This is a genomic window from Psychrobacter sp. M9-54-1 (assembly GCF_016613355.1).
GTDB lineage: Bacteria > Pseudomonadota > Gammaproteobacteria > Pseudomonadales > Moraxellaceae > Psychrobacter > Psychrobacter faecalis.
In genome coordinates this window covers 127,626-151,647 of record NZ_JADGFW010000024.1, presented here as the reverse complement: position 1 = coordinate 151,647, position 24,022 = coordinate 127,626, and the positions used below count along the sequence as shown (strand labels likewise).

Sequence of the window (24,022 nt, the reverse complement as noted above, 5' to 3'; positions counted from 1 at the left end):
TAATCGTTATGGTAAATATTATTTTTTCGCTTTAGTGACGCCAGCTTCCTGCAACAGCGCGCCAAGCGTGCCTATTTTATTAGGTGCTTCTTTATTAGATGCTGCTGCTTTCTCCGCTCTAGGTGCTTTACGACGGTTGTTGGCATGATCTTTATCTTGACGATTGCCACGTGGTTTTGACGAACGCTTATCAGCCGCTGGACGACTAGCCTTATCTTCATTACCCTTACTTTCTGCAGTCGACTTCGCAGCTGGGCGTACCGGCTTTTCAGATTCAGGTTTCATACTAAAGCCGATACGGCCACGTTTTTCATCGATAGAAATCACACGTACCGAGACGATATCACCGGGCTTAACGCGGTTCATCGGGTCAGCGACGAAATCATTGGCCATCTGTGAGATATGCACAAGACCATCTTGGTGGACGCCGACATCAACGAAGCAACCAAAGGCTGTCACGTTGGTAACAACACCTTCAAGCTGCATGCCTTCGCTTAAGTCTTTAATACTATTAACGTCTTCACGGAAGTTAGCCGTTTTAAACTCAGGGCGCGGATCACGTGCAGGCTTGGCAAGCTCTTCAATGATGGCTTTGACACTGATATTGTCATCGTTAGCAGCGAGCGCAGTGGTATCGATGCTGTTTAGCACCCCATCGTTACCGATAATCTCTGGTAATGCTTTACCCGTTTGCTCAAGTAAGCTGTCAACCAGCGCATAGCTTTCTGGATGCACGCCTGTCGCATCAAGAGGATTGCTACCATCATGGATACGCAAAAACCCTGCCGCTTGCTCAAAGGTTTTTACCCCTAAGCGTGGGACGTTCTTTAATGCTTCACGGCTATCAAATGCGCCATGCTCCTTACGATAAGTGACGATTTGCTGGGCGACGTTTTTATTCAAACCGGCAATGTGCGCCAAGATAGCAGGACTTGCGGTATTCACATCAACACCAACGGCGTTTACGCTGTCTTGGGTGACTTTATCTAAACTATCTGCCAACTGGGTTTGGTTGACATCATGCTGATATTGACCCACGCCAATCGCTTTTGGGTCAACTTTAACCAATTCTGATAGCGGGTCTTGCAAGCGACGGGCAATAGAAACCGCACCGCGTACCGATACATCTAAATTGGCAAGCTCGTCACTAGCAAGCTCACTTGCCGAATAAACAGAAGCGCCTGATTCATTAACGATTACGGCTTTGGCTTTTAACTCAGCGTTGGCCGCCAAAATCTCTTTAATCATCGCGTCTGTTTCGCGGCTCGCCGTACCGTTGCCGATAGCGACCAAATCAACGCCATAAGTGCTTAATAATTCATCGATGACTTTTTTGGCTTCATCCATCTTATTATCGGGGGCAAACGGATAAACGGTGGCGACGACAGGCTTTTCTTCGCCATCTAGCATGACATGGCCTTGGGTATCAACAATCGCCATTTTAACGCCATGGCGGATACCCGGATCAACGCCTAGAATCACCTTACGGCCAGCAGGCGCTGCCATAAGTAAATGCTGTAAATTATTGGCAAATACATCAATGGCATCGGCTTCAGCGGTCAGACGTTTTTCTGTCAATAAACGATGCTCAATATGCGGACGCCATTTTTCTTTCCATAAACTGGTCGCCACCTCCACTAAGAATTCTTGACGTTCTGCTGGCGCTTTGGCATCAACCTCAAAGTGCTTGATGATTTTTTCGATAAATGGCGCGTCTTCGCCTTCGATTTTAAGACCTAAAACGTTTTCTTGGCGACCGCGAAGCATCGCTAATAGACGATGATTTGGCAGACGCGCCAAGCTTTCACTATGTTCAAAGTAATCTTTGAACTTCTCACCAACTTCGCGTTTTTCTTCACTTGCGACGCTCGATACTATACTCGCCGTTTTCGCAAAGCCACTGCGTAGATTATCGAGTAAGTCTAACGCTTGCGTCCATTCATCAACGATGATGGCTTTTACGCCTGCCAATTGCTTGTCGATATCGCTAAAATCAACTTCAATCTCATTACCACTATCATCGGTAATGCTAGATTGGACTTGATAGTCGGCAAGTGCTGCTATCGGTGTAGTCTCTTGCGTCAACAGCGCTTGTGCAGCCACATCAAGACCAGCGGCGCGTGCTTTGGCCGCTGGTGAGCGGCGACGCGGACGGTATGGCAAGTAGATGTCTTCAAGCTCAAGTTTCGACGTCGCATTATCAATACGCGTCTGCAGCTCGTCAGTCAAATTACCCTGCGTGCTTAGCAGCTCGGTAATTTTAAGGCGACGGGTTGCCATATCACGCTCATAATTGAGCGACTTCTCTAAAGCTCGCAGCTGCGCATCGTCAAGATTCTGCGTCTTTTCTTTACGGTAACGGGCAATAAAGGGAACGGTCGCGCCTTCATCGTAAAGTTTGACAAACGCATTGACTTGAGCAGTCTTAATGCCAAGCGCGCGAGCAAGCTTGTCGTGAATATTCGCGTGTGTGGTTGCATCCAAAACCTGTGCATTTGTCGAGGTTTGAGATGGCGTTAAGGTATCAGTGCTACTCATAGACGTATCAATCGTTGAGAAATGTAGTTTTGCATTATAGCAAAAGCTGCATGAATAAAAATCCTTTTTATCTTTTCGTTATTTATCACCTGTTTTCTGGCAAAAATCGTCTGATATTGTCCGTTCTTGCGCCCTGTTAAACAAACGCATACAGCATTTAGCATTATCATTGATGCAATTATTACAGCAATCTTATACACTAAAGTCTCAATCGTACAAATATTGCAGTTTACTACTGTACTGAACACTAGTTTGTTATATTTATTGATTTTTAGTAATCAATGGAATGATTTCTAGCTAGCAGCACTAATATTGTTACCTTTATAGATGCTTTTCTGAATTCTATTTTTATTAACAAAAATATTTACCCTTGTATTTTTAATCACAATTTCTACCAATAATAATTTTTATAAGAGGATGACTGTATGACAGATAGCAACAGCCCTGACACCTTAAACCAGCGTATTTTGGTCGTTGATGACGATGCTCGCTTGCGCTCTTTATTGCAGCGTTTTCTAGAAGACGATGGTTTTGTCGTTCGTACGGCGCATGATGGCAATCAGATGGACAAATTGATGCAACGTGAGCTGTTCTCATTGGTGGTATTGGATTTGATGCTACCAGGCGAAGACGGTATTAGTATCTGTAAGCGTTTGCGTGAAGACAATGGCGATATACCGATCATCATGCTGACTGCTAAAGGTGGGGATGCCGATCGTATCGCTGGCCTTGAAGCCGGCGCTGATGACTATTTGCCAAAGCCATTTAACCCAAAAGAGCTACTCGCTCGTATCAAAGCGGTACTGCGTCGTCAAAATCGTGAACTGCCGGGTGCGCCAAGTCATCAGCTTGAAGTGGTTGAGTTTGGACCTTGGACGCTTGATTTATCGACCCGTACCCTGAAACGTGATGGTAATGTGGTGACTTTAACAACCGGTGAATTCTCGGTATTAAAAGCCTTGGTGCAGCATCCGCGTGAGCCATTGACGCGTGATAAGCTAATGAATCTTGCCCGTGGCCGTGAATGGGGCGCGATGGAGCGTTCTATCGATGTGCAAGTATCACGTTTGCGCCGTCTGATTGAGGATAATCCGTCACAGGCGCGTTATATCCAAACCGTTTGGGGCGTCGGCTATGTATTCGTACCCGATGAAGCAGAAGTTGAAGCCGCTAAGAGCGAATAGGTCTAACTTTTAGTATTGAAAATATTAAATGCCATAAAAAGCCCTGCACATTGATTGCAGGGCTTTTTATTGTTCTAACTATTGGTTTAACGTTAAATATTTAGCGCATAAATCTAACGTAATTGACTGTCTTTACTACCGCGGCGATTAAAGAGCTCAGTTGCCTTTGCTTCTTTTTCAAGCTCAGACTGACAGCTAACGCAGTGCTGCACACCTGGTACCGCTATGCGCCGCGCTTCTGGAATGGGGTTACCACACTCATCACAAAACTCAGCACTTTCACCGGTCGGCAGTGCACGCCGTGCGCGCTCTAACGCATCGTTAACGGTCGCATCCATTTGTTCATGCTCTGCCCCATCTCTTGACCAGCCACCTGCCATAATCGTATCCTGTTTTTTATTAATGCTATTTAGGCTTTAATTGATAAAAGTCTTTAATAACAAATAGATGGGGTTATAGAGCTCTTATTTCAATCAATAAACGCTTTTATAAACACCATTAATAGCGATAAAAATAGTGGGCAATAAGATAGCAAATGATGATTAGTCTTTTGGTTGCAGCTCAACCACTTGACCGCGCACACCGATGCTTTCATCACTCATCAAAAACACATAACCGCCCATAATATCTTCTGGCGTTTTCAGGCTCATCGGATTTTCACCCGGAAAAGCATGAGCACGCATATTGGTACGGGTGCCGCCGGGGTTGATGCAATTGAAGCGTAAATTGGTGGTATTTTGCGTCTCTTGGGTAAATATATCACTCATGCCTTCTACCGCTTGCTTGGACAGTGCATAGGCACCCCAAAACGCGCGCGGACGGGTGCCAACGCTACTAGAAGTAAAGACGATAGAACCATGGGCGGCATCTTTAAGCAGCGGCAGTAGCGCTTGGGTGAGCATAAAGGTAGAGGTAAAGTTGACCTTCATCACTTGAGCAAACATATCGACATCGTACATCTCAAGCGGTGTCAAAGCACCTAGCATGCCAGCGTTGTGCAATACCCCATCGAGCTGTCCGACTTCTTTTGCTATCAAATTCTCTAGCGTTTGCATCTCAGCATAAGTCGCACCTTCGAGATTCATCGGTAGCATGGCAGGCTGCTTGCCGCCAAAGCTTTCGATTTCATCATAAACGTATTCAAGTTTGCTACTGGTACGACCCAACAATAACACCGTCGCACCGTAACGCGCATAGGTCAAGGCGGCAACACGGCCGATACCATCACCAGCACCCGTGACCAAAATTGTTTTACCATCTAAGCAGTTATCAGGCGGTATAAAATTACGAATAGCGTCGTGCGATACAGATGGTACAGCGTTTTGCGCAACTGCTTGATTGGCTTGCTGCGGCGTAGGCGGATTAGTATTGTCACTCATGGCATTACTCACTGCTTATTATTTGATGATTTAATAGATAGGTTGCTTATTAGCTATCTTGATGAATGGCTTATTTGCTTTATAAGTAGTTATTTTATAAATAGTCAAACTTACCTGAAGCAAGTAAAAGCTTACTCAACTCTTTAGGGGTATCGGTAATGTAGTCAGCACCCCATTTCTTTAAGTTTTTTTGATCTTCAGGCGGGATATAACCATAGGCAGCTAAAATGGTTGTCATACCAGCGGCGTTGCCCGCTTCGATATCGCGTATATGGTCGCCAATATAAAGCACACTTTCAGCAGCGCCGCGCGGGATAGCGAGTTTTTCCAAAGCCATATACATCGGCTCTGGATCTGGCTTAGAGCGTGATACATCATCAGGACAGACCAGTACCGAGCAGCGCTCATCTAACTGCATTGTTTCTAGCAAAAGCTCTGCTAAATAGCGCAGCTTATTGGTGACAATTCCCCACGGCACGCCTTTATCCTCTAAGGTGCGCAGTACTTCTTCAAGCTCGCTAAAGACACAACTATCGACGCATATATCGGCTTCATAATCGTCTAAAAACTGCTGACGAAACTCAAGTAACTCTTCTTCACTAACCTCAATTTGGCCGTTATGACGCAACATCAAACGCACCATCGACGAAGCGCCTGCGGAAACTTGCTCACGAATCTCAGCTTCAGGTGGCGCTTGCCAATCATTCTCGCCGCTCATTTTACCAATAATTCGGACGAAATCGGCGGCAGTGTCGATTAACGTCCCATCAAGGTCGAACAAGACAGCTTTTACAAATTGACTCATAACAGGCGCTCTTAATATTAATTTAAAACATGGATTTAAAAAGTGGTTAAAAAGGAATACTCATAAAAAAAATTTACAACAGTGGTTTTTGTACCGCCATCATATAATTGACATCGACGTTTTGCGCCAACCAGTAGCGTTTGGTCAACGGATTATAGTGCAGCCCAATGATATCTTGACGGCTGAAACCAGCATTTAGCGCCATTTTATCCAATTCCGCTGGGGTAATAAATTTGGCGAAATCATGGGTACCGCGATCAAGCAGACGCAATACATACTCAGCGCCAACGATGGCAAATAAGTAGGACTTAGGGTTGCGGTTAATGGTCGAGAGCACGCAAACGCCGCCTGGCGCTAGTAGCTTAAAACACGCCTCAACGATGGCAGTTGGGTCTGGTACATGCTCGAGCATCTCCATACAAGTGACCACATCGAACTGGCCGGCATGGGTTTCAGCCAATTGTTCAATCGGAATGTGCTGATAACGCAAGGTATTATCTAAATTGCTTTGCTCAGCATGCAAGGCCGCCGCTTTGAGATTTTCTGTGCCAAGGTCAATACCAGTAACATCAGCGCCGCGTCGCGCCATTGATTCTGACAAGATACCGCCGCCGCAACCGACATCAAGAACTTTTTTACCCACCAATCCCAACTCTGCGATTTTACTGCTATCGGCACTCTTAAAGCCGTGCTTGACGTTGTCTTCTATCCAATTAAGGCGTAGCGGATTGATTTCGTGTAAGGTGGCAAAGGCGCCGGTTTTATTCCACCACTCGCTCGCCAAATTGTTGAATTTTTCTACTTCGCTGGCATCGACATTAATCGCCGTATTTTGATTGAATTCGTTAGCAGCATTATTACTATTGCTCATATTGTCAGTAGGATTGTTTTGTTGATGATTCACAGGCTGCGCAGAAGGTAAAACTTGGCTCATAGGATTTTTCCTTTATTGGCATTATAGTTATTATCGGGAAGTATGATGCTACGCTCAATATTAGCATGAGAGCAGCAACTTTGTCGTGAGTACATCGTCACCGTTTGTGAAACGCGCAAATCATAGTCTTATGAGTCAGTTATTCTTATATTGAAAAAATTTGGCTTAACGACTTTGGATTGACGATCGGGCTGAAATTCAAGGTATAAAATAAGCGCAAAACCATAAGTAAGATACCTTAAATAATAGCTCACAGCTTTACAACCGTTAGTTAAGAATCGGGTTCACAACTATGGGCATTTTACGCTATTATAGGCAGTAGTCTATAAAAGGGTGATTTAGGCGACGCATTGCCGCTTAAACTTGTGAGACCTCTATACAAATGCGCTAAATGACTGCTGAATCGAACCTTCTGAAACAATTATTCTGAATCTCGACACCTCAAGGAAAAAGTATGAAACGTATCATCGCATTGACTGGTTTGGCTTGTGCTATTGGGTTTGCCAATATGGGCGCACAAGCCGCCAATTATGTCGCAGGAAAAGACTACCGCGTGCTAGACAACCCAGAAAAAATCAGCGGTGATGCTATCATTGTGCGTGAATTCTTTTGGTATGGCTGCCCGCATTGTAACGTCCTCAATCCACATATGGAAAAATGGGCCAAAACCAAAGACAAAGACGTGGCATTTTTCAAAACCCCAGCCGCGCTAAACCCTGTTTGGGAAGCCAGCGCCCGTGGTTTCTACGCCGCGCAATTACTAGGCTATGAAGACAAAACCCATGACGCCCTATTTGATGCTGTGCATAAAGACGGCAAACAGTTATTTGACCAAGCATCACTGAGCAAATGGTACGCATCTAAAGGGGTGAATGAAAAGAAATTCAATAGTCTTTATAACTCATTTGCCGTTGGCACAAAAATTGGTCGCTCACAGGCAGGTGCTAAGCGTTATCAGCTTTCAGGCGTACCAGCAGTAGTCGTCCATGGTAAGTATGTGGTGACTGGTGAAAGCGCCACTGTTCCTAAAGTGGTTGATTATCTCGTTGATAAAGTACGTGCCGAGAAAAAATAATTTAAGATGTGTAAATTATTAAGAAAATGAACGTTTATAAAAATGCAAAAAGCCAATCTTTAACGATTGGCTTTTTTATAGGTCATGGTTTATAAATTAATATAAGCATTATTATTAATTAGCTTTTCAGCTGCGACAATATCGCCACTTCACGAATATAACTGGCCAAATCTTCTTTAGACTCCGCCATCAATTCATCGTCTTGTGTATGTTTGGCATATTCAATCCATAATAGCAGCTGATACAAACTATTACGCTCAGAGGCTTTGTACTGTTTCACAAACTGCTTTAGCGTGCCTTCATCATTGATATTTAAACGCTCAATCCAGCTTTCGATTTTAGAAATCTGCTCTTTTGGAAAAAAAGCGTCGAATAAGGCTTTAACCAATTCATGGCGATTTTCTTCACTGATGAGTTTACCGACCCGTTTGGTCTGGCGATTGCGCGCATTGGCACTGGTAATATCAGCAAGTGCCATCAGCTCTGCCATAAAATAATCACTTGCCGGCAGGTTTTTGAGCTGCTTCTTCGATAAGCTGGCAAGCGGTATCGACAATGCTTGTAAGCGCTCATGAGCTTTTTTGAGCTCTGTGCGCGAGACGCGCATATCCTGTTCTGTCCAGTCAATCATAAAAGCTTTCCATTTTTCGAGATAGTAAATAATAGATTTTATTGCGTCTTGCTGATTATATTGCTTGAGCATTCATCGTAGCTAATAACCATTAATAGTTAGCATTACTAGCCTAGCTTTACCAACGATGTTTTTCGCGGTGCTTAGCGGTAATACTCAAACCTTCGGGCAGGCTGGTAGTCAATTTATCTTGCAAATGCTTGGTAATAAATACCGAACGATGCTTGCCACCAGTGCAACCAATGGCAACCGTCACCGTATGGCGATTATTATGTAAAAAATCTGGCAACCAGCGCGTCAGAAATGTAGCGATATCGTTAGTCATCTCTGCCACCTCTGGATAATCAGCAAAAAATTCAGCAACTTCCGCATCCAGACCTGTCGCGGCGCGCAGCTTTGGGTTCCAATGCGGATTGGGCAAAATGCGCACATCAAAGACAAAGTCGGCATCGATTGGGCTGCCGTATTTAAAACCAAATGATAACAGGTTAATGGCGATTTGATTGTCAGCCCCAACATAATCGCGCAGGCGTTCTTTTAGCTGATGAATATTAAGCATACTGGTATCAATTTTAAGATCCGCACGCCTAAATATCGGCTGTAAAAGCTGGTTTTCTTTTTCAATCGCCGCTGGTAAATTATCAGTGGTATTTTCTATTCCTTTGCTATCTTGCACCATCAAAGGATGAATGCGGCGGGTGGCATTAAAGCGCGCCACCAAGATATCCTCTTGCGCCGTCACATAAATGACGGTGAGCGCCTCTTCGCCATACGTCTGCTTTAACGTATCGTGTATTTCGGCAAAATTGGACAAATCGGCGCGCGGGGTGCGAATATCGACCCCAAGGGCGACGCGTTTGATGCCGCTATCACAAACCAGCTTTTGTGCCGCCTCAGGAACCAATGACAAAGGCATATTATCAATACAATAATAACCAAAGTCCTCTAGGATATTGAGTACAGAGGTTTTGCCCGAGCCTGAGCGCCCTGACACCACCAAGATACTTAAACCATCTTTATGTGACTGTGTCTGCTCGTTATCTGATTTGGCGTGCTCATTGTCCTTCGTTGTACTCATGATCCGTCATCCTTATACATTGCTCTAGCCACTCCCGCGCTCATGATGGCAGTGTTACCGTCACTAGCTGATTGTCTAACAAGCGTGCACGGCCCAACCAAGCAGCAACTAAAATCACCAAATCTTGCTGGCTTCCAGCGGAAATTGCAGATTCTTCATTTATCTCTAAAGCATCAAGCTGCGCCGTTTTAACTTCTAAATAGTCAATGATAAAACCTGCAGCAGTGATACGCGCGCTAGCCGCTGCTAATAAATGCTCAAGCCCTTGTTCGATATGCGCGCCATTCATTAGCTGATCGGCTAGTAGCTGTAATTCTTGATGAAGTATAGGAGCGATATTGCGCTCAGTTTCAGTTAAATACTGATTGCGCGAAGACAAAGCTAAACCATCAGCCGCCCGTACGATAGGTGCGCCAATGATTTTAATCGGATAACTTAAATCACGCACCAACTGCTGAATAATGGCCAACTGCTGATAGTCTTTTTGCCCAAATACGGCCACTTCTGGCTGGACGATATTAAAGAGCTTTGAGACGACAATACCAACACCATCAAAATGACTAGGACGCGATTGGCCACATAACTGGCTGGTGATTGCGCCTGCTCGAACGGACGTTGGTGGCGGTAATACCGGATACATCTCATCAATACTGGGCGCAAATACGTAATCGGCATTCACGGTAGTAAGTTTGGCAACGTCCTCATCTAACGTCCGAGGATAGCTATCAAAGTCTTCACCGACGCCAAATTGGGTAGGATTGACAAAGATACTCACCACGACAATATCGGCATGTTGCTTGGCAAGCTTGACCAGCTCAAGATGGCCATCATGTAGATTGCCCATCGTTGGCACTAACGCAATACGCTGCTTGCCATTTTGCTGACCACGATAAGGGTTTAGAGCGTTACGCAGTGCTGAGATGTGATGATGAATAATTGGCATGGTTACTATGTTTCATCCTGACAGCTTGTTCTACTGATAATGGTCAAATCATTAAATCAAATACGACTTACTTTAATACAATTTACTTTAATACAGCTAGCTAAATTGGTGCTGCTCAGTGGGAAAACTGCCGTCACGTACCGACTGCTGATACAGCGCAAAAGCCCCTTCAATACTACCCGCGCTATTACGCTCGTCAGTTAAAAAGTCATGGACAAAGCGTGGCACGCGGCCGTGCACCATACCAAGCATGTCATGCATGACCAGAACTTGACCATCAGTAGCAGCACCAGCGCCAATCCCAATAACCGGCACAGCTACGGCTTCTGTAACTGCTTTAGCAAGCTCAGCGGGTACACATTCTAATACCAAAAGCGCTGCACCCGCCTCGACGACCGCTTTAGCATCAGTTAACAGTTTTTCTGCCGCAGCATCACCGCGCCCTTGGATTTTATAACCACCAAAGACATTGACAGATTGCGGCGTCAGTCCTAAATGCACACAAGTCGGCGTACCTGCTTGCGCCAAGGTTTTGACCAAATCGCAAAGCTCACGACCGCCTTCAATCTTAATCACATGCGCGCCCGCCTGCATCAGCTTGCGGCTATTGGCGACCGCATCTGCTAGCGTCACATAACTCATAAATGGCAAATCCGCTAAAATCAGCGCATGCTTATTACTACGGGCGATATTTGCCGTATGATAAGCCATATCATCGACGCTAACTGGCAAGGTTGAATCATGACCCTGTACTACCATGCCCAAACTATCACCAATCAAAATCGTATCGATTTGCGCGTTGTCCATCATACGCGCAAACATGGCGTCATAGCAGGTCAGACAGGTGAATTTAACACCGTCTTTTTTAAATTTATTTAAAGTAGATAAGGTTGTCATATGACCCTCAATGCGGTTAACTATTTATAGCTTTTGATATTTTAATAAAATGCACAGCCACTATCGTAGTATCCAACTTATTCATAATTCGACAGAGGCACTAAAGAGGCGTTAATTCAGTTTTAATAGCTTTAGCCCCGTCCAATCGTCACTGGACGCATAATCCGTTATTGGTTTGTTTAAAATGATTAACTCTGGCGCCAACTCTCGCAGCGGCAGTAGGACGAAATTGCGCTCATGTAAGCCTGCGTGCGGTATCGTTAATTGCGGCTCTGAGATTTCGATATCCCCATACAATAAAATATCGACATCAAGGCTGCGCTCACCCCAGCGGCGCAAACGGGCGCGTTTGGCTTGTTGTTCTAGCGCTTGGCAAAATGCAAGCAGCTCAAACGCAGTTAAGGTAGTCTCAAAACCTACCACCGCGTTGACAAAGTCAGGCTGATCTTGCGGTCCCATCGGCGCCGAAGCGTAGAAAGAAGACACTCGTACCGCTCGTATTTGCTTATTTCCTTGCATAGCTACGATGGCTTGCTGTAAATGCTCTACCGGCGAACCTAGCTCGTTTTCTAGATTGCTGCCTAAACCAACATAACAGGTAACCCAGCTCATATCGTTACTACTTTTATTGTCATTGGCATTGCCATTACTAGCTTCAAAGTGCCTGTTCATAATTCTCACTGTGCTTTAGTACTTTAAAGTCGGTTTGTAAGCTTAAGCGTTGTTAGTGCTTGGCTGACGACGGCGGCGTTTTGATGGTACCGGCCCTTTTTGCTCATTCATTTTACTAGCAGCTGTTTGATTATCAGCTGACTGAGCTTGAGTAGTCTGTTTCTTAGTATTCTGTTTGGTTGTAGCAGGTTTGTTAGAAGCAGCTTTTTTAGCAACAGGTTTTTTAGCAACAGACGGTGTATCCTCAACAAAATCTGACGCAGCTTTAGGCGCTTTTTTCTCATACTTGGCCGTATTTACTACTTGCTCTTTATCGCTAGCTGGTTTTGCCGCTACGTTAAGCAAGTTATCAGCGTTATTTTTACTGTCAGTATTACTATTAGCCGCTATCACAGTAGGTTGACGACGGCGACGTTTATACGGTATCGGCTCATTGTTTATGCTGACAAGCGCTGGCGTTTGGGCGACAGTACGCTTAGTATGGACATTAGTAGCAGCATTAGTATTGGCCGTTGTAGATGACTGCTCAAAATCGGCTTTGCTAGCAGCAGACTTGGTATCGACTGGTTTTGCTTTTGCATGCTGCTGCGCTTGCTTATCAACGTTAACAAAGTTATCAGATTGGCGTGCAACTCCTGCTTTCTTAAATGAAGTGCTTTCAGCTTTTGTGCTTTGCTGCACAGGGGCTTGCTTTGGTTTAGCATTAGATTTTGGCTGATCGTCCGTTGGCAATTGTTTGCGTAATGGCGGAACCACTTTTTCATGCTCGATGACAAATAACGGTGCTGGTTTTATATCTTGGCGCTTATTTGCCGTTTGCTTGCCAGTATTCGCCAGGGATAACTGCTGCAATTGCGCCAGCTCATTATTATCTTGTGCTGCTTGCTGCTTATCATAGCCCTTATGATGACTATTATTACTGGCTCTATGACTGCCATTGTTATTAGCCTGCTGAGTAGACTGGCTCGCGGCGCGGCGGCGGCGTGACGGCACGTTTGAGGCATCATCAGCTTGCTTGCTATGGGCATTGCCGTTGATGATATCTGGTTGATTGTTTTCTATGTGATTTACCTTATCATGGTTTGATGTGTTTAAAGCTTGCGGCTTTTGACGAGTGCGCCCGCGACTACGCTGCCCTTGCTTATAGGCACCACGACGAATGTTTTCATCAAAGTCATCAATCGCTTGATCTTGCTGCTGTTCGGTCAAGGTTTGATAGGTTTGCCACCACTCGCCCATGCCATTGGTCGACTCTGAAAGCGGATGTTCGGCATCACCGCACTGCTCACGCAATAGCAAGAAATCAAAACCGGCGCGGAAACGAGGATGCTCAGACAACTGGATAATTTGTTTGCTGCGCGGCGCCGCCAATTTTGGCTGCAATATCCAAATATCACGGATAAATTGTTCGGCAAATTTTGGAATGGCGGTCTTGATACGCTGACGGTCGATGACTTTGCCGGCTGCATGCAATTGCGCGTCAGCAAAAGGCATATTGCGTTTTTTGGCTTTTTCCAATTGATGTAGATAATTTTCCCACAATAACGCGGCATAAAAGAAAGCAGGATTGATACTTTTGCCAGCGGCGATACGTTTGTCGGTATTGATAGCGACTTGTTTGACCAAGGCACTTGGCTCAGCAGGCGGATAAATTACTAAACTGTCAATCGCGCCCGACTCAAACAATAACGGCAGTAGCGGCACTAAATAGCCACCGGTAAACATTTTTTGCGTTTCATCATAAAGACGATGCGGAGAAATTTGCTCCAGCAGTGCCCAATTGTCATCATGGAACTGGGCGGCGAGTTCGCTATCAAAATCAAAACCAAGCTTGGCTTTAAAACGCAGGGCACGCAGCAACCTGACCGGATCTTCTTCGATACGCGTCGGTGCATGACCTAAGAGACGAATAACTTTATTATCGATATCTTCAAGCGCGCCGCAAAAATCATGCACCACGCCTTTGAGCGGTTGATAATATAAAGCATTGATAGAAAAGTCACGACGGGCAAAGTCTTGTTTGATATCGCCCCAGACATTGTCACGCAAAATCATCCCATCTTGATTAGTATTGGCATTATTGAGCGGTGGACCACGAAAGGTCGCCACTTCGATAAGCTCGCGCCCAGAGTAGACATGCGCCAATTGAAAGCGGCGCCCAATAATACGGCAACGCTTGCCAAAGACATCTTTAATCTCATGAGGTTTGGCATCAGTGACCGCGTCAAAGTCTTTTGGACGCAGGCCTAGCAAGGTATCGCGCACGCCGCCACCGACGATATAAGCATCAAACCCAGCTCGGGTTAGGGTGGCTATCACTTCGGTAATGGAATTGGGTAATTCAGATTTATTCAGTTCTAACTGCTTGGCGGCACGCTCGGCCATGCATCTACTCCTCGCCTTTATTCTTAACCACCCCGACGAACACAGCGTCTATCAGGCGGATGTACCCACTAGTTTAACAAATTTTGACCATGGTGGGTGTGTTATGACATTTACTTACATGCTATTTTGTCAATATGGGGGTTAAATAATACAAAATAAAGCGCTTAATCTTGTACGCTTAAACGCTGGCGATTTTTCTCAACCGTTTTTGCGCCGATGCCTTTGACTTTAGTTAATTCATCGACCGTTTTAAAGCCGCCAAACATCTCGCGATATAAAATAATCGCCTGTGCTTTACTGCTGCCAATACCGTTTAATGCCACCAGCTCGGCTTCTGTGGCGCGATTGATATTAATTCTAGTCTGCGTGCGCGCTTGGCTTTGTGCTGTTTCTTGCGTCAATAGATAATGATAAGCGCTTTTAGCATTATCAAAACATGGCGCGGCATGGGTAGGATTAAACGATATAGTAATAACAGAAAACACACCTACTAAAAAAACGGCGGCATTTTTAAATAAATTAGCATGCTGCCATTTAATAAATAGGCTTTTATTAGTCGCGTTCATGCTGTTTCGCCGCTTCCCATAACGCATCCATCTCATTGATATCGCTATCTTCTAAACGCTTGCCAGCTGCCGCTAACTGCTCTTCAATATAACCAAAGCGTGATTTAAATTTATGCACACAGGTTAAGGTCGCAGTTTCAGCGTCGAGGTCGAGTTTACGGGCGACATTGACCAAGGCAAACATGCAATCGCCAAGCTCCCTTTCAATCTCTCTGATATTGGTTTTGATTTCAACTTGGGGCTTATCTAAAATCTCGGCCTTTAGCTCGGCAATTTCTTCATCAAGCTTATCAAAAGCGCCGCTGACCCCTTCCCAATCAAACCCCAATTTTGATGCTTGTTTTTGCACTTCCTGCGCTTGCATCAGCGCACTACCTGCCTTGGTATTATCCAAACGACGCTTCGGCTTGCCACGTGCGGCGCGCGCTTGGTCTTCCTCTGCTTTAATCTCATCCCAGCGACCTTTTACCGCAGCGTCGTCTTGTAGCGTTTCGGCTTCAAATACATGCGGATGGCGGCGAATCAGCTTTCCTTGCAACGTGGTAATCACATCGCTCATATCAAAGCGCCCTTGTTCAGCGTACATCTGACAATGAAAAACCACTTGCAACAATACATCACCAAGCTCGCCCTTGATATCTTCGTCATCATCGCTTTGAACCGCTTCGCCAAGCTCATAGGCCTCTTCAATCGCGTACGGAATGAGACTATGATTGCTTTGTTTTTTATCCCACGGACAATCTGCGCGCAGCCGTGCCATTAACTGCAATAAATCGTCTAACTCGCCAGTTGCTACTGGCGTTCCTTGTACAGGGTTGGGCGGCGTAATAGAAGTTAACGTTTGGTTGTTTAAGTCACTCATAAAATACTCTTATATTTTTTATCATAGAAACGGATAATTATAAAAATGCTCACATAAAGCACCACTACGGCTTTATAACTCATTTGGTAGTTAGTGTATCATTGAACGCTTATTGACTTATAATCCTGTTATCACTCCCTCATTTTTTACTGCGCACGCACAAGGAAGCTTATTATTATGTCCACTTCTGCGACTACTGGCTATCAGCCAGCAACAGAATTTCACCCTATTAGCATTCAGTCATTTAAAGCGTATGATATCCGCGGCGAGCTTGGCGTCAATCTCGATGAAGCTATCGCCTACCGTATCGGCCGTGCCTTTGCGCAAATTTTATTCGAGCGTTTTAGCACTGCAGATGTCGCCGTTGAACTAAAAGACTTAAAGCCAGCTATCGTCATCGGTAGCGATATCCGCCACTCCAGTGAGCAGTTAAAACAAGCAACCATCAAAGGTATGCTCGATGCGGGTGTCGATGTGATTGATTTGGGTATGACAGGCACAGAAGAGGTCTATTTTGCGACCAGTTATTATCAGGCGTTGGGCGGTATCGAAGTAACAGCTAGCCACAATCCGATTAATTATAATGGCTTAAAATTGGTAAAGGAATACTCAAAACCGATTAGCGCCGATGATGGCTTGGCAGAGATTCAAGCGTTGGCAGAATCGGGGCAATTTGGTACGGATAATCAACAAGGTACATTACAATTACTAACGGATAAAAGCGCTTATATCAATCATGTCATGACATTTATTGATGTTGATAAATTAAAACCGCTAAAACTGGTTATCAACTCCGGTAACGGTAGCGCAGGTCCCGTCGTTGATTTATTAATCGACAAGTTAGCACAAGCTGGCGCGCCAATTGAAGTGCTTAAATTGCACCATACGCCTGATGGCAGCTTTCCAAATGGCATTCCCAATCCAATGATTGAGGCCAACCGAACCGCCACTCAACAAGCGGTGCTAGAAAATAAAGCCGACCTTGGCATTGCCTTTGATGGCGATTTTGACCGCTGCTTTTTATTTGATGAATACGGCGAATTTATCGATGGTAGCTATGTCGTTGGCATGCTCGCGCAAGCGTTTTTAAATAAATATGCGGGCGAGTCAATCGTCTATGATCCGCGAGTGATTTATAACACCGAAGCCGTCATTGATGAGCATAACGGTAAGGCAGTTATTAGTAAGTCTGGGCACTCATTTATCAAGCAAGTGATGCGGGATTCTGGTGCGGTGTATGGCGGCGAGATGTCAGCGCATCATTATTTTCGCGATTTTTTCTACTGCGATAGCGGCATGATTCCGTGGCTACTAACCATTGAGTTACTATCGATTACCGGTAAAACCTTATCAGAATTGGTCAGCGGTTATATTGCAGCCTATCCAAGCTCAGGCGAGCTGAATTTTCATTTGACCACTCATGATGCGCCAGCCATTATTAGCGCCATCGAAGAGAAGTTCAGCACCGAAAATCCAACCAAATCGATGCTCGATGGTTTGAGTTTAAACTTTGGCGAATGGCGTTTTAACTTACGCGCTTCCAATACTGAACCATTAATTCGCTTAAACATCGAAAGTCGCGGTGATAAAGATTTACTACAGACTAAAACCCAAGAAATTCAGCAATGGCTTGCTAGTAAAGGGGCGGTGCCTGCTTAACTTAAGTAACCATAATGCTAAGTAAAGACGTTCTGAGCTTATGAGAACAAAAAAGCGCCGGTTAATTTTTATATTAATCGGCGCTTTTATTTAGATTCAGTTCATTAGCTGCTTGTCTGCTACGCTTATTTTACCCTTGTTAAAAAACTTTATTTGGCGCGACCAATCCCTATATAGTCACCGACCAAATCATCAACCTGCGTTCGCGACAGCGCATTGCGCGCATCGAATATCGGCAGCGCCTGCTCATTAAGCCTAGCAACATCTAGCTTATTTTCTGGCAACCAGCTGATAATAAAAATGGCCTGCGCTTCATTAAGCTTCTGGTACGGACTGGCAATCAATTCCAGTAACGTCTGCTGTCCATAAAGCTCGGCAAGCTCGGTCTGGGCTTTATCACTATACACCAGCGTGCGTATATTATAAGACCAGAGTAGCGCTAACAACGGATGAATCGCCGACTCTGCTGTCCGTCCCGAGCCCGCTTTATAACTGCCGCCCCAAATCATCACGGTTTTATTATCGATAAATCCATCGAAATACTGCCAAAACTTGCGAAATATCAGCTCTTTTTGGTCTTCGTTGATATCAATAACTGCCTGTAGTAACGGCATAGCTAGGCTTTTTTCTGCACTGGACTGCTGCAACTTAACCAACTCTGTCGGTAGTGTATTACCACCAAACCCCCAGCCCGCTTGCAAGTAGCTACTGCCCACGCGCTCATCAAGTCCCATAATGTGACTAACTTGCTGAATATCGACCTGTTGACTATCCGCCAAGCGCGACATCTCATTCATAAAACTCACCCTTGTGGCAAGCATCGCCATGATACTACTACGGGCAAACTCTATAGTGGCAATATCTGCTTGATGAAAAGCGCGCGCCTGCTGTATTAAAGGCTGTAGCATCGTTAAATGATGGCGGCTATTTGGTGTTTTTTCACCCAGCAATAACAATGATGGATTTAGCATTGAGCTGTACGCATCGCCATCTTTTAAGAATACAAATGGCACATAATAAACCCAAGCGCGCTGCAACTGCTTGGACAGTGCAGCAACCCTGCCTAGCTGTTTTATGCCACTCATGATGAGCGGTAAGGTTTGCTGATGACTGTGATTAAAGGCCGTAATCCAGCTGTCTGCTTGCCATACTGGGCGGATACTTTCTAAAAACAACCAATATAGCGCAACTTGTTTTCTCTCACTATTATCATCCGTCTTTTCATAGTGCTCTAGCAGCTTACTCGCAGTAGTGGGCAAAGCGTAGCTGACAATTTGTTGCTGCTGCACGTACATCTGCCATAACGCTTGCACATGATGCTCGAAACCATATTGTTGTAATTGCTGCGTCAATACCTCTTTATCAGTATAAAGATGCACCGTATGACCGAGACTTGCCAGTACCACAGCACTGGTAATCGCCTCTATACTATGACCAACGAGGACGCAAACGCTGGTGTTTTTAGCAGCTTGGTTAAATGAATGTGATGCGGATTGGTAGTTATCTGTCTTGTGTTTATTTATAGCGGCAGCGCTCATAAGATTACCTTTTATATTGCAAAGTTAGCAGCGTGGATAAGTGGATAAGCCAGTCGCATGATGCTACTAGCTACTAGCCATAAGCCGTTAAGACAACAGCTTAATCTGCTGCAATAGCTGATTGGTAGAGGTATCAAATTGCGCATCGCCGCCTTGCTGCATGGCGGTATGTACCGACTCTGCCATTTTCTTGCCCATCTCAACGCCCCATTGATCAAACGGATTGATATCCCAAATGCTGGCCATGACATAAACCTTGTGCTCATAAAGCGCTATCAACTCCCCCAAACTATGCGGGGTCAGCTCATCGATAAGGAGCGTCGTTGACGGCTGATTGCCGCGGTAATATTTGTATTTATCAGTATCAGAAGCCGCTTCAATATCCTTATCAACAATAGCAGCATTACCAAAAGCTAAAACCCGACTCTGCGCCAAACAGTTTGCCAAAGACAATTCATGCTGCTGCTGTAGCGATTCATTTGTCGCATCATCACTATAACGGCGCACGCACGCAATAAAGTCACAAGAGACCTGCTGCGTCCCTTGATGCAGAAGCTGATAAAAGGCATGCTGCGCATTGGAGCCAATTTCGCCCCACAAAATTGGACACGTATCATAATCAAGACGCTCACCATGCTGCGTCACCGATTTACCATTACTTTCCATCTCAAGCTGGGTCAAGTAGCTTGGCAAATACTCCAAACGTCCATCATAAGGCAGCACGGTATGCGCATTGACTTGTAAAAAGGTACTGTTCCAAACGGCGAGCAAACCTAATAATACTGGCAGATTCTCAGAAAAGTCTGCTTGGGCGAAATGCTCATCCATATTATGCGCGCCGGCTAGCAGCTCTTTAAAACCATTTATGCCAATACGAATAGCGATAGCAAGTCCAATCGCCGACCATAATGAAAAACGACCGCCAACCCATTCCCACAGCTGCAATTGATGCTCAGGGTGAATGCCCCAGGCAGTCATTTTTTCACAATTGGCCGATACGCCGATAAAATGACGGCGCAAGACGCTTTCTTCTGTGCCAGCCCGTAGCTTTGCGGTAGCGAGTAACCATGACAGTGCGGTCTTGGCATTGGATAGCGTATCAACGGTGCCAAAAGATTTGGAGGAGATGATAAATAAAGTGGTTTCAGGATTTAAGTGCTTGAGCAAATTATCAAGCTGCGTGCCATCCATGTTAGAGACAAAATGCACCTCAATAGCAGTATCTGCCCATTCATCAAGCGCGGTGGTCGCCATCAGTGGGCCTAAATCTGAGCCGCCAACGCCAATATTAACCACATCAGTGATTGCTTTACCAGAGAACCCGCGCCACGTGCCGTTGCGTACCCGCTCTGACAATCTTTCTACCTGCGCCAAACTCTCATGTACATCAGCGGCGACATTTTGCGTGCCAACTTGCAGCTGTTCTGTAGCTGGCAAGCGTAGAGCGGTATGCAGCGCTGCTCGCTCTTCACTGGTATTAACCATCGCCCCTTGTAGCAAGGATTTAATACGGACAGATAACTCACAGCTATCCGCTAAACCAAGCAAATTGCTTAACACACGCTCATCAATGCACTGCTTGCTATAGTCCATATATAGCGCACCCGCTTGCGTGCTAAAACGGGTCGTACGCTCACTATCTTGCGCGAACAATGTCGCAAGCGACCAAGGCTGCTCCGCCAGCTGACACAAATGCTGCCAGTACTCGGAGTGGCGGGCACTGTTACATTTTTTATTATTAGTTATCGCATCCATGAGCTATTTATCATCCTTTAACTGCTGCTCGGCAAAATATATAAATGCTTGCATATACGAGCGCATATCGCCTGCATCATAACTGTCGCCGCGCATGGTCGTGACATTGACCCCATATTGGCTAATTAACGCGTCGATGGCATCGGTCAGTTGAATCTCACCGCCAACCGACGCTCTAGTTTTGGCCAAATAATCAAAAATTTGATTGCTAAATACATAACGACCAACGACCGCCAATTTTGAAGGCGCATCGGCTAAGTTTGGCTTTTCGACAAAGCCTGCGACTTTAAAGCTCGCATTGGTATCCGCCTGCTTGATGTCATTTTTATCACTTAATTGGGCGATACCATATTTATGCACGTCTTCATCAGCGACTTCATTAACCAATATTTGTGAATGCTTGTCTTTAACAAATGCTGCAATCATAAAAGCCAAGTTGTCAGTTGCCATATCGGTGGTAAATGGGTCAAGCACCACATCGGGCAGCAGCACAGCAAAGTCATGCTCACCGATGATTGGACGCGCCGCCAATACCGCGTGCCCCAACCCTAGCGGTTTGCCTTGGCGTATCATAGACACCGTTACATCCTCGGGTAACCAATTTAAGCTATCAGCTAACGCGCCTTTACCTTTAGTGCGCAATTGATTATCCAATTCAGCATTGATATCAAAGTAGTTTTCGATGGCGCTTTTTTGCGCATGACCGACCAAAACAATATGTTTGATACCCGCAGCAATGGCTTCTTCAACGACATAATGAATAGCGGGACGATTACCAAGTGGTAGCAGCTCTTTTGGCACTGATTTCGATAACGGCAGCATACGCGTACCAAAGCCTGCGACAGGAATAACAGCGTGAGTAATTTTTTTCATAATTTTTAGACTGTATTTAAAAGTGTGAAATAAGAAACATGCTTAAACAATGCTAAGCGCTATGATAGCCATTCGGGTTTTTACTCTGCCAACGCCACGTATCTTCACACATCTCAGTGATAGATAGTGTGGCATCCCAACCTAGCAAATCTTTGGCTTTATCGGCGCTGGCATAGCAGCTGGCAATATCTCCTGCGCGCCGAGCAGAAAACTGGTAAGGAATATTTTGGCCCGATACTTCAGAAAAAGCCGTGACCAATTCTAAAACAGACGTTCCTTTACCTGTTCCTAGATTAATGGGTAAAAAACCTATTGAGCTGTATTTATCTCGACCTACTTGTTTTTGTAAGTAGTTAAGCGCTGCTACATGACCATGGGCAAGATCAGTGACATGGATAAAATCGCGTACCCCCGTACCATCGACGGTAGGATAGTCATTACCAAAAATACTAAGTTTTCCAAGCTTGCCAACGGCGACTTGCGAAATATAAGGCATTAAATTATTAGGAATATCATTTGGATCTTCGCCAATTTGCCCAGATGGGTGCGCACCGACAGGATTGAAGTACCTAAGTGGTATAAGATTCCAGCCATCATCGGTTGCCGCTAAGTCCTCTAAAATATGCTCGACCATCAGTTTGCTCTGACCATAAGGATTGGTGCAAGAACGCTTTGATTCCTCATTGATGGGCAAGGATTCAGGATCTCCATAGACGGTCGCAGAAGATGAAAAAACCAAATTCTTAACATCTGCTTCTCTCATAACTTCCAATAAAGCAATGGTGCCACTGACATTATTATTATAATACAGCAATGGCTTGGCCACCGATTCTCCAACGGCTTTTAGTCCCGCAAAATGAATCACACCAAAGAACTGATGCTCGGCAAAGACCTGTTTGAGTAGATCAGTATCACGGATATCGCCTTTAACAAAGTCGATGGGTTGCTCAATGAGCTTGGATACGCGCTCAATGGCCTCGCGGCTACTATTAGACAAATTGTCGTAGACCACAATATCATAGCCTGCTTCGTGTAAAGCTATACAAGTGTGTGAGCCGATATATCCGGCACCACCGGTTACCAATATCTTATTTTTCATAATTGCTACATTTTAATCAAAGGAAAGTTATTTTTAGAATAAAAAAAGACACCCCATTGTAGGAGTGCCTTTGTTTTTTTTCAACGATGTTTTGGTATTAGACTAGCTATTAATACCTAAATTACCAACCGGTAACTTCTTTTAACTTATCACCGATTTTTGATGGATCACGGGTATAAGCAATACCAGCGTCTTCAAAGGCTTTAAATTTCTCTTCAGCAGTACCTTGACCACCGGAGATAATAGCGCCAGCATGGCCCATACGTTTACCAGCAGGTGCAGTCACACCAGCAATATAACCAACCACTGGCTTGGTTACGTGCTCTTTGATATAAGCCGCCGCTTCTTCTTCAGCTGTACCACCAATCTCACCGATTAATACGATGGCTTCGGTTTGTGGATCGTCTTGGAACAGTTTTAGCGCATCGATTTGGTTCATACCTGGGATAGGGTCACCGCCGATACCGATACAAGTAGACTGACCAAAGCCAAGCTTAGTGGTCTGGGCAACCGCTTCATAAGTCAAGGTACCAGAGCGTGAAATGATACCCACTTTACCTGGCAAATGGATATGACCTGGCATGATACCGATTTTGCACTGACCTGGAGTGATAACGCCTGGGCAGTTTGGACCAACCATACGTACATCGCCTGCTTCTTCGATATAACGCTTGGCTTTTAGCATATCGATAGTCGGTACACCTTCAGTGATTACGACGATCAATTTTACGCCCGCATCGACTGCTTCAACGATAGAATCTAATACAAATGGAGCTGGTACGTAGATAACTGAAGCGTCAGCTTGGGTCGCTTCCATGGCTTCTGCCATGGTGTTAAAGACTGGCAAACCTAGGTGCGTTTGACCGCCTTTACCTGGGGTTACGCCGCCAACTACTTTAGTGCCGTACTCAATTGCTTGTTCAGAGTGGAATGTACCGTTCTTACCAGTAAAACCTTGTACCAATACTTTGGTATTTTTATCAATTAATACACTCATTATTTTTTCCTTATTCGGTTGTCTTGCAATAGCAGTTTTCTCGCTCACTTATCGTTAAATGTTAACGATTTATGCTTTTGCTAAAAACTGCCATCACGCTGTGACTATAATGCTTAAGCGTCTGGTTAAGCGAGTTATGAATAAAACAGCGC

General features: G+C 45.0%; 21 protein-coding genes. 3 read left to right on the top strand and 18 right to left on the bottom strand.

Annotation, left to right across the window (positions count from 1 at the left end):
* Positions 1-18: 18 nt before the first annotated feature.
* Complete coding sequence (locus tag IQ457_RS10255; protein WP_200663082.1) at positions 19-2,538, bottom strand: Tex family protein; 2,520 nt, start codon at positions 2,536-2,538, stop codon at positions 19-21.
* Positions 2,539-2,963: 425 nt separating this feature from the next.
* On the opposite strand from IQ457_RS10255, the gene ompR reads away from it, so the two are divergent.
* Positions 2,964-3,722 carry an osmolarity response regulator transcription factor OmpR gene (gene ompR / locus IQ457_RS10250; RefSeq protein ID WP_200663081.1) on the top strand — a complete coding sequence of 253 codons (759 nt, stop codon included), beginning with the start codon at positions 2,964-2,966 and terminating at the stop codon, positions 3,720-3,722.
* A gap of 113 nt (positions 3,723-3,835) precedes the next feature.
* Here ompR and IQ457_RS10245 read toward each other — a convergent pair whose 3' ends face one another.
* The 4 genes from IQ457_RS10245 to ubiG form a co-directional block, all read right to left on the bottom strand.
* Complete coding sequence (locus IQ457_RS10245; RefSeq protein ID WP_102077773.1) at positions 3,836-4,102, bottom strand: DksA/TraR family C4-type zinc finger protein; 267 nt, start codon at positions 4,100-4,102, stop codon at positions 3,836-3,838.
* A 162-nt stretch (positions 4,103-4,264) separates the two neighbouring features.
* Positions 4,265-5,101, bottom strand: coding sequence for a YciK family oxidoreductase (locus IQ457_RS10240; protein WP_207161734.1), 837 nt, complete (start codon positions 5,099-5,101; stop codon positions 4,265-4,267).
* A 94-nt stretch (positions 5,102-5,195) separates the two neighbouring features.
* Positions 5,196-5,906: an HAD family hydrolase gene (locus IQ457_RS10235; protein WP_200663080.1), complete on the bottom strand. Its 711-nt coding sequence runs from the start codon at positions 5,904-5,906 to the stop codon at positions 5,196-5,198.
* 73 nt (positions 5,907-5,979) lie between these two features.
* Positions 5,980-6,840, bottom strand: a complete 861-nt coding sequence (gene ubiG, locus IQ457_RS10230) for a bifunctional 2-polyprenyl-6-hydroxyphenol methylase/3-demethylubiquinol 3-O-methyltransferase UbiG (RefSeq protein ID WP_200663079.1) — start codon at positions 6,838-6,840, stop codon at positions 5,980-5,982.
* Positions 6,841-7,294: 454 nt separating this feature from the next.
* On the opposite strand from ubiG, the gene IQ457_RS10225 reads away from it, so the two are divergent.
* On the top strand, positions 7,295-7,915 hold the full coding sequence (locus tag IQ457_RS10225) for a thiol:disulfide interchange protein DsbA/DsbL (RefSeq protein ID WP_068407799.1): 621 nt from the start codon (positions 7,295-7,297) through the stop codon (positions 7,913-7,915).
* A 118-nt stretch (positions 7,916-8,033) separates the two neighbouring features.
* Here the strand turns inward: IQ457_RS10225 and yjgA are convergent, their stop codons facing one another.
* The 8 genes from yjgA to mazG all read right to left on the bottom strand — a co-directional run bounded on the left by yjgA (position 8,034) and on the right by mazG (position 15,949).
* A complete protein-coding gene (yjgA, locus tag IQ457_RS10220) occupies positions 8,034-8,546 on the bottom strand; it encodes a ribosome biogenesis factor YjgA (RefSeq protein ID WP_200663078.1) in 513 nt (170 codons plus the stop codon).
* Between the two features lie 118 nt (positions 8,547-8,664).
* A complete protein-coding gene (rapZ, locus tag IQ457_RS10215) occupies positions 8,665-9,624 on the bottom strand; it encodes an RNase adapter RapZ (RefSeq protein WP_200663077.1) in 960 nt (319 codons plus the stop codon).
* Between the two features lie 40 nt (positions 9,625-9,664).
* A complete protein-coding gene (gene panC / locus IQ457_RS10210) occupies positions 9,665-10,567 on the bottom strand; it encodes a pantoate--beta-alanine ligase (protein ID WP_200663076.1) in 903 nt (300 codons plus the stop codon).
* A gap of 96 nt (positions 10,568-10,663) precedes the next feature.
* Entirely contained in the window at positions 10,664-11,464 is an 801-nt protein-coding gene (gene panB / locus IQ457_RS10205; protein WP_193029927.1) for a 3-methyl-2-oxobutanoate hydroxymethyltransferase, read from the bottom strand.
* Between the two features lie 111 nt (positions 11,465-11,575).
* Positions 11,576-12,076 (bottom strand): 2-amino-4-hydroxy-6-hydroxymethyldihydropteridine diphosphokinase, encoded by a 501-nt coding sequence (gene folK / locus IQ457_RS10200; RefSeq protein ID WP_446737541.1) that lies wholly within the window; start codon positions 12,074-12,076, stop codon positions 11,576-11,578.
* 102 nt (positions 12,077-12,178) lie between these two features.
* On the bottom strand, positions 12,179-14,521 hold the full coding sequence (gene pcnB, locus IQ457_RS10195) for a polynucleotide adenylyltransferase PcnB (protein WP_200663074.1): 2,343 nt from the start codon (positions 14,519-14,521) through the stop codon (positions 12,179-12,181).
* A gap of 164 nt (positions 14,522-14,685) precedes the next feature.
* Positions 14,686-15,087, bottom strand: a complete 402-nt coding sequence (locus IQ457_RS10190) for a ComEA family DNA-binding protein (protein ID WP_200663073.1) — start codon at positions 15,085-15,087, stop codon at positions 14,686-14,688.
* On the bottom strand, positions 15,074-15,949 hold the full coding sequence (mazG, locus tag IQ457_RS10185; protein ID WP_200663072.1) for a nucleoside triphosphate pyrophosphohydrolase: 876 nt from the start codon (positions 15,947-15,949) through the stop codon (positions 15,074-15,076). Before mazG ends, IQ457_RS10190 begins: the two co-directional genes overlap by 14 nt.
* Positions 15,950-16,126: 177 nt before the next feature.
* On the opposite strand from mazG, the gene IQ457_RS10180 reads away from it, so the two are divergent.
* The gene (locus tag IQ457_RS10180; RefSeq protein ID WP_207161733.1) at positions 16,127-17,608 is read left to right on the top strand and encodes a phosphomannomutase CpsG; all 1,482 of its coding nucleotides are present in this window, start codon (positions 16,127-16,129) and stop codon (positions 17,606-17,608) included.
* Between the two features lie 149 nt (positions 17,609-17,757).
* Here IQ457_RS10180 and IQ457_RS10175 read toward each other — a convergent pair whose 3' ends face one another.
* From IQ457_RS10175 to sucD, 5 genes are all read right to left on the bottom strand, one after another.
* Positions 17,758-19,146, bottom strand: a complete 1,389-nt coding sequence (locus tag IQ457_RS10175) for a UDP-glucose/GDP-mannose dehydrogenase family protein (protein ID WP_200663071.1) — start codon at positions 19,144-19,146, stop codon at positions 17,758-17,760.
* Between the two features lie 87 nt (positions 19,147-19,233).
* On the bottom strand, positions 19,234-20,901 hold the full coding sequence (pgi, locus tag IQ457_RS10170) for a glucose-6-phosphate isomerase (protein ID WP_200663070.1): 1,668 nt from the start codon (positions 20,899-20,901) through the stop codon (positions 19,234-19,236).
* A gap of 3 nt (positions 20,902-20,904) precedes the next feature.
* Positions 20,905-21,774, bottom strand: a complete 870-nt coding sequence (locus IQ457_RS10165) for a UTP--glucose-1-phosphate uridylyltransferase (protein ID WP_200663069.1) — start codon at positions 21,772-21,774, stop codon at positions 20,905-20,907.
* 52 nt (positions 21,775-21,826) lie between these two features.
* Positions 21,827-22,873, bottom strand: a complete 1,047-nt coding sequence (gene galE, locus IQ457_RS10160) for a UDP-glucose 4-epimerase GalE (protein WP_200663068.1) — start codon at positions 22,871-22,873, stop codon at positions 21,827-21,829.
* A gap of 121 nt (positions 22,874-22,994) precedes the next feature.
* A complete protein-coding gene (gene sucD / locus IQ457_RS10155) occupies positions 22,995-23,870 on the bottom strand; it encodes a succinate--CoA ligase subunit alpha (RefSeq protein WP_200663067.1) in 876 nt (291 codons plus the stop codon).
* Positions 23,871-24,022: the final 152 nt, after the last annotated feature.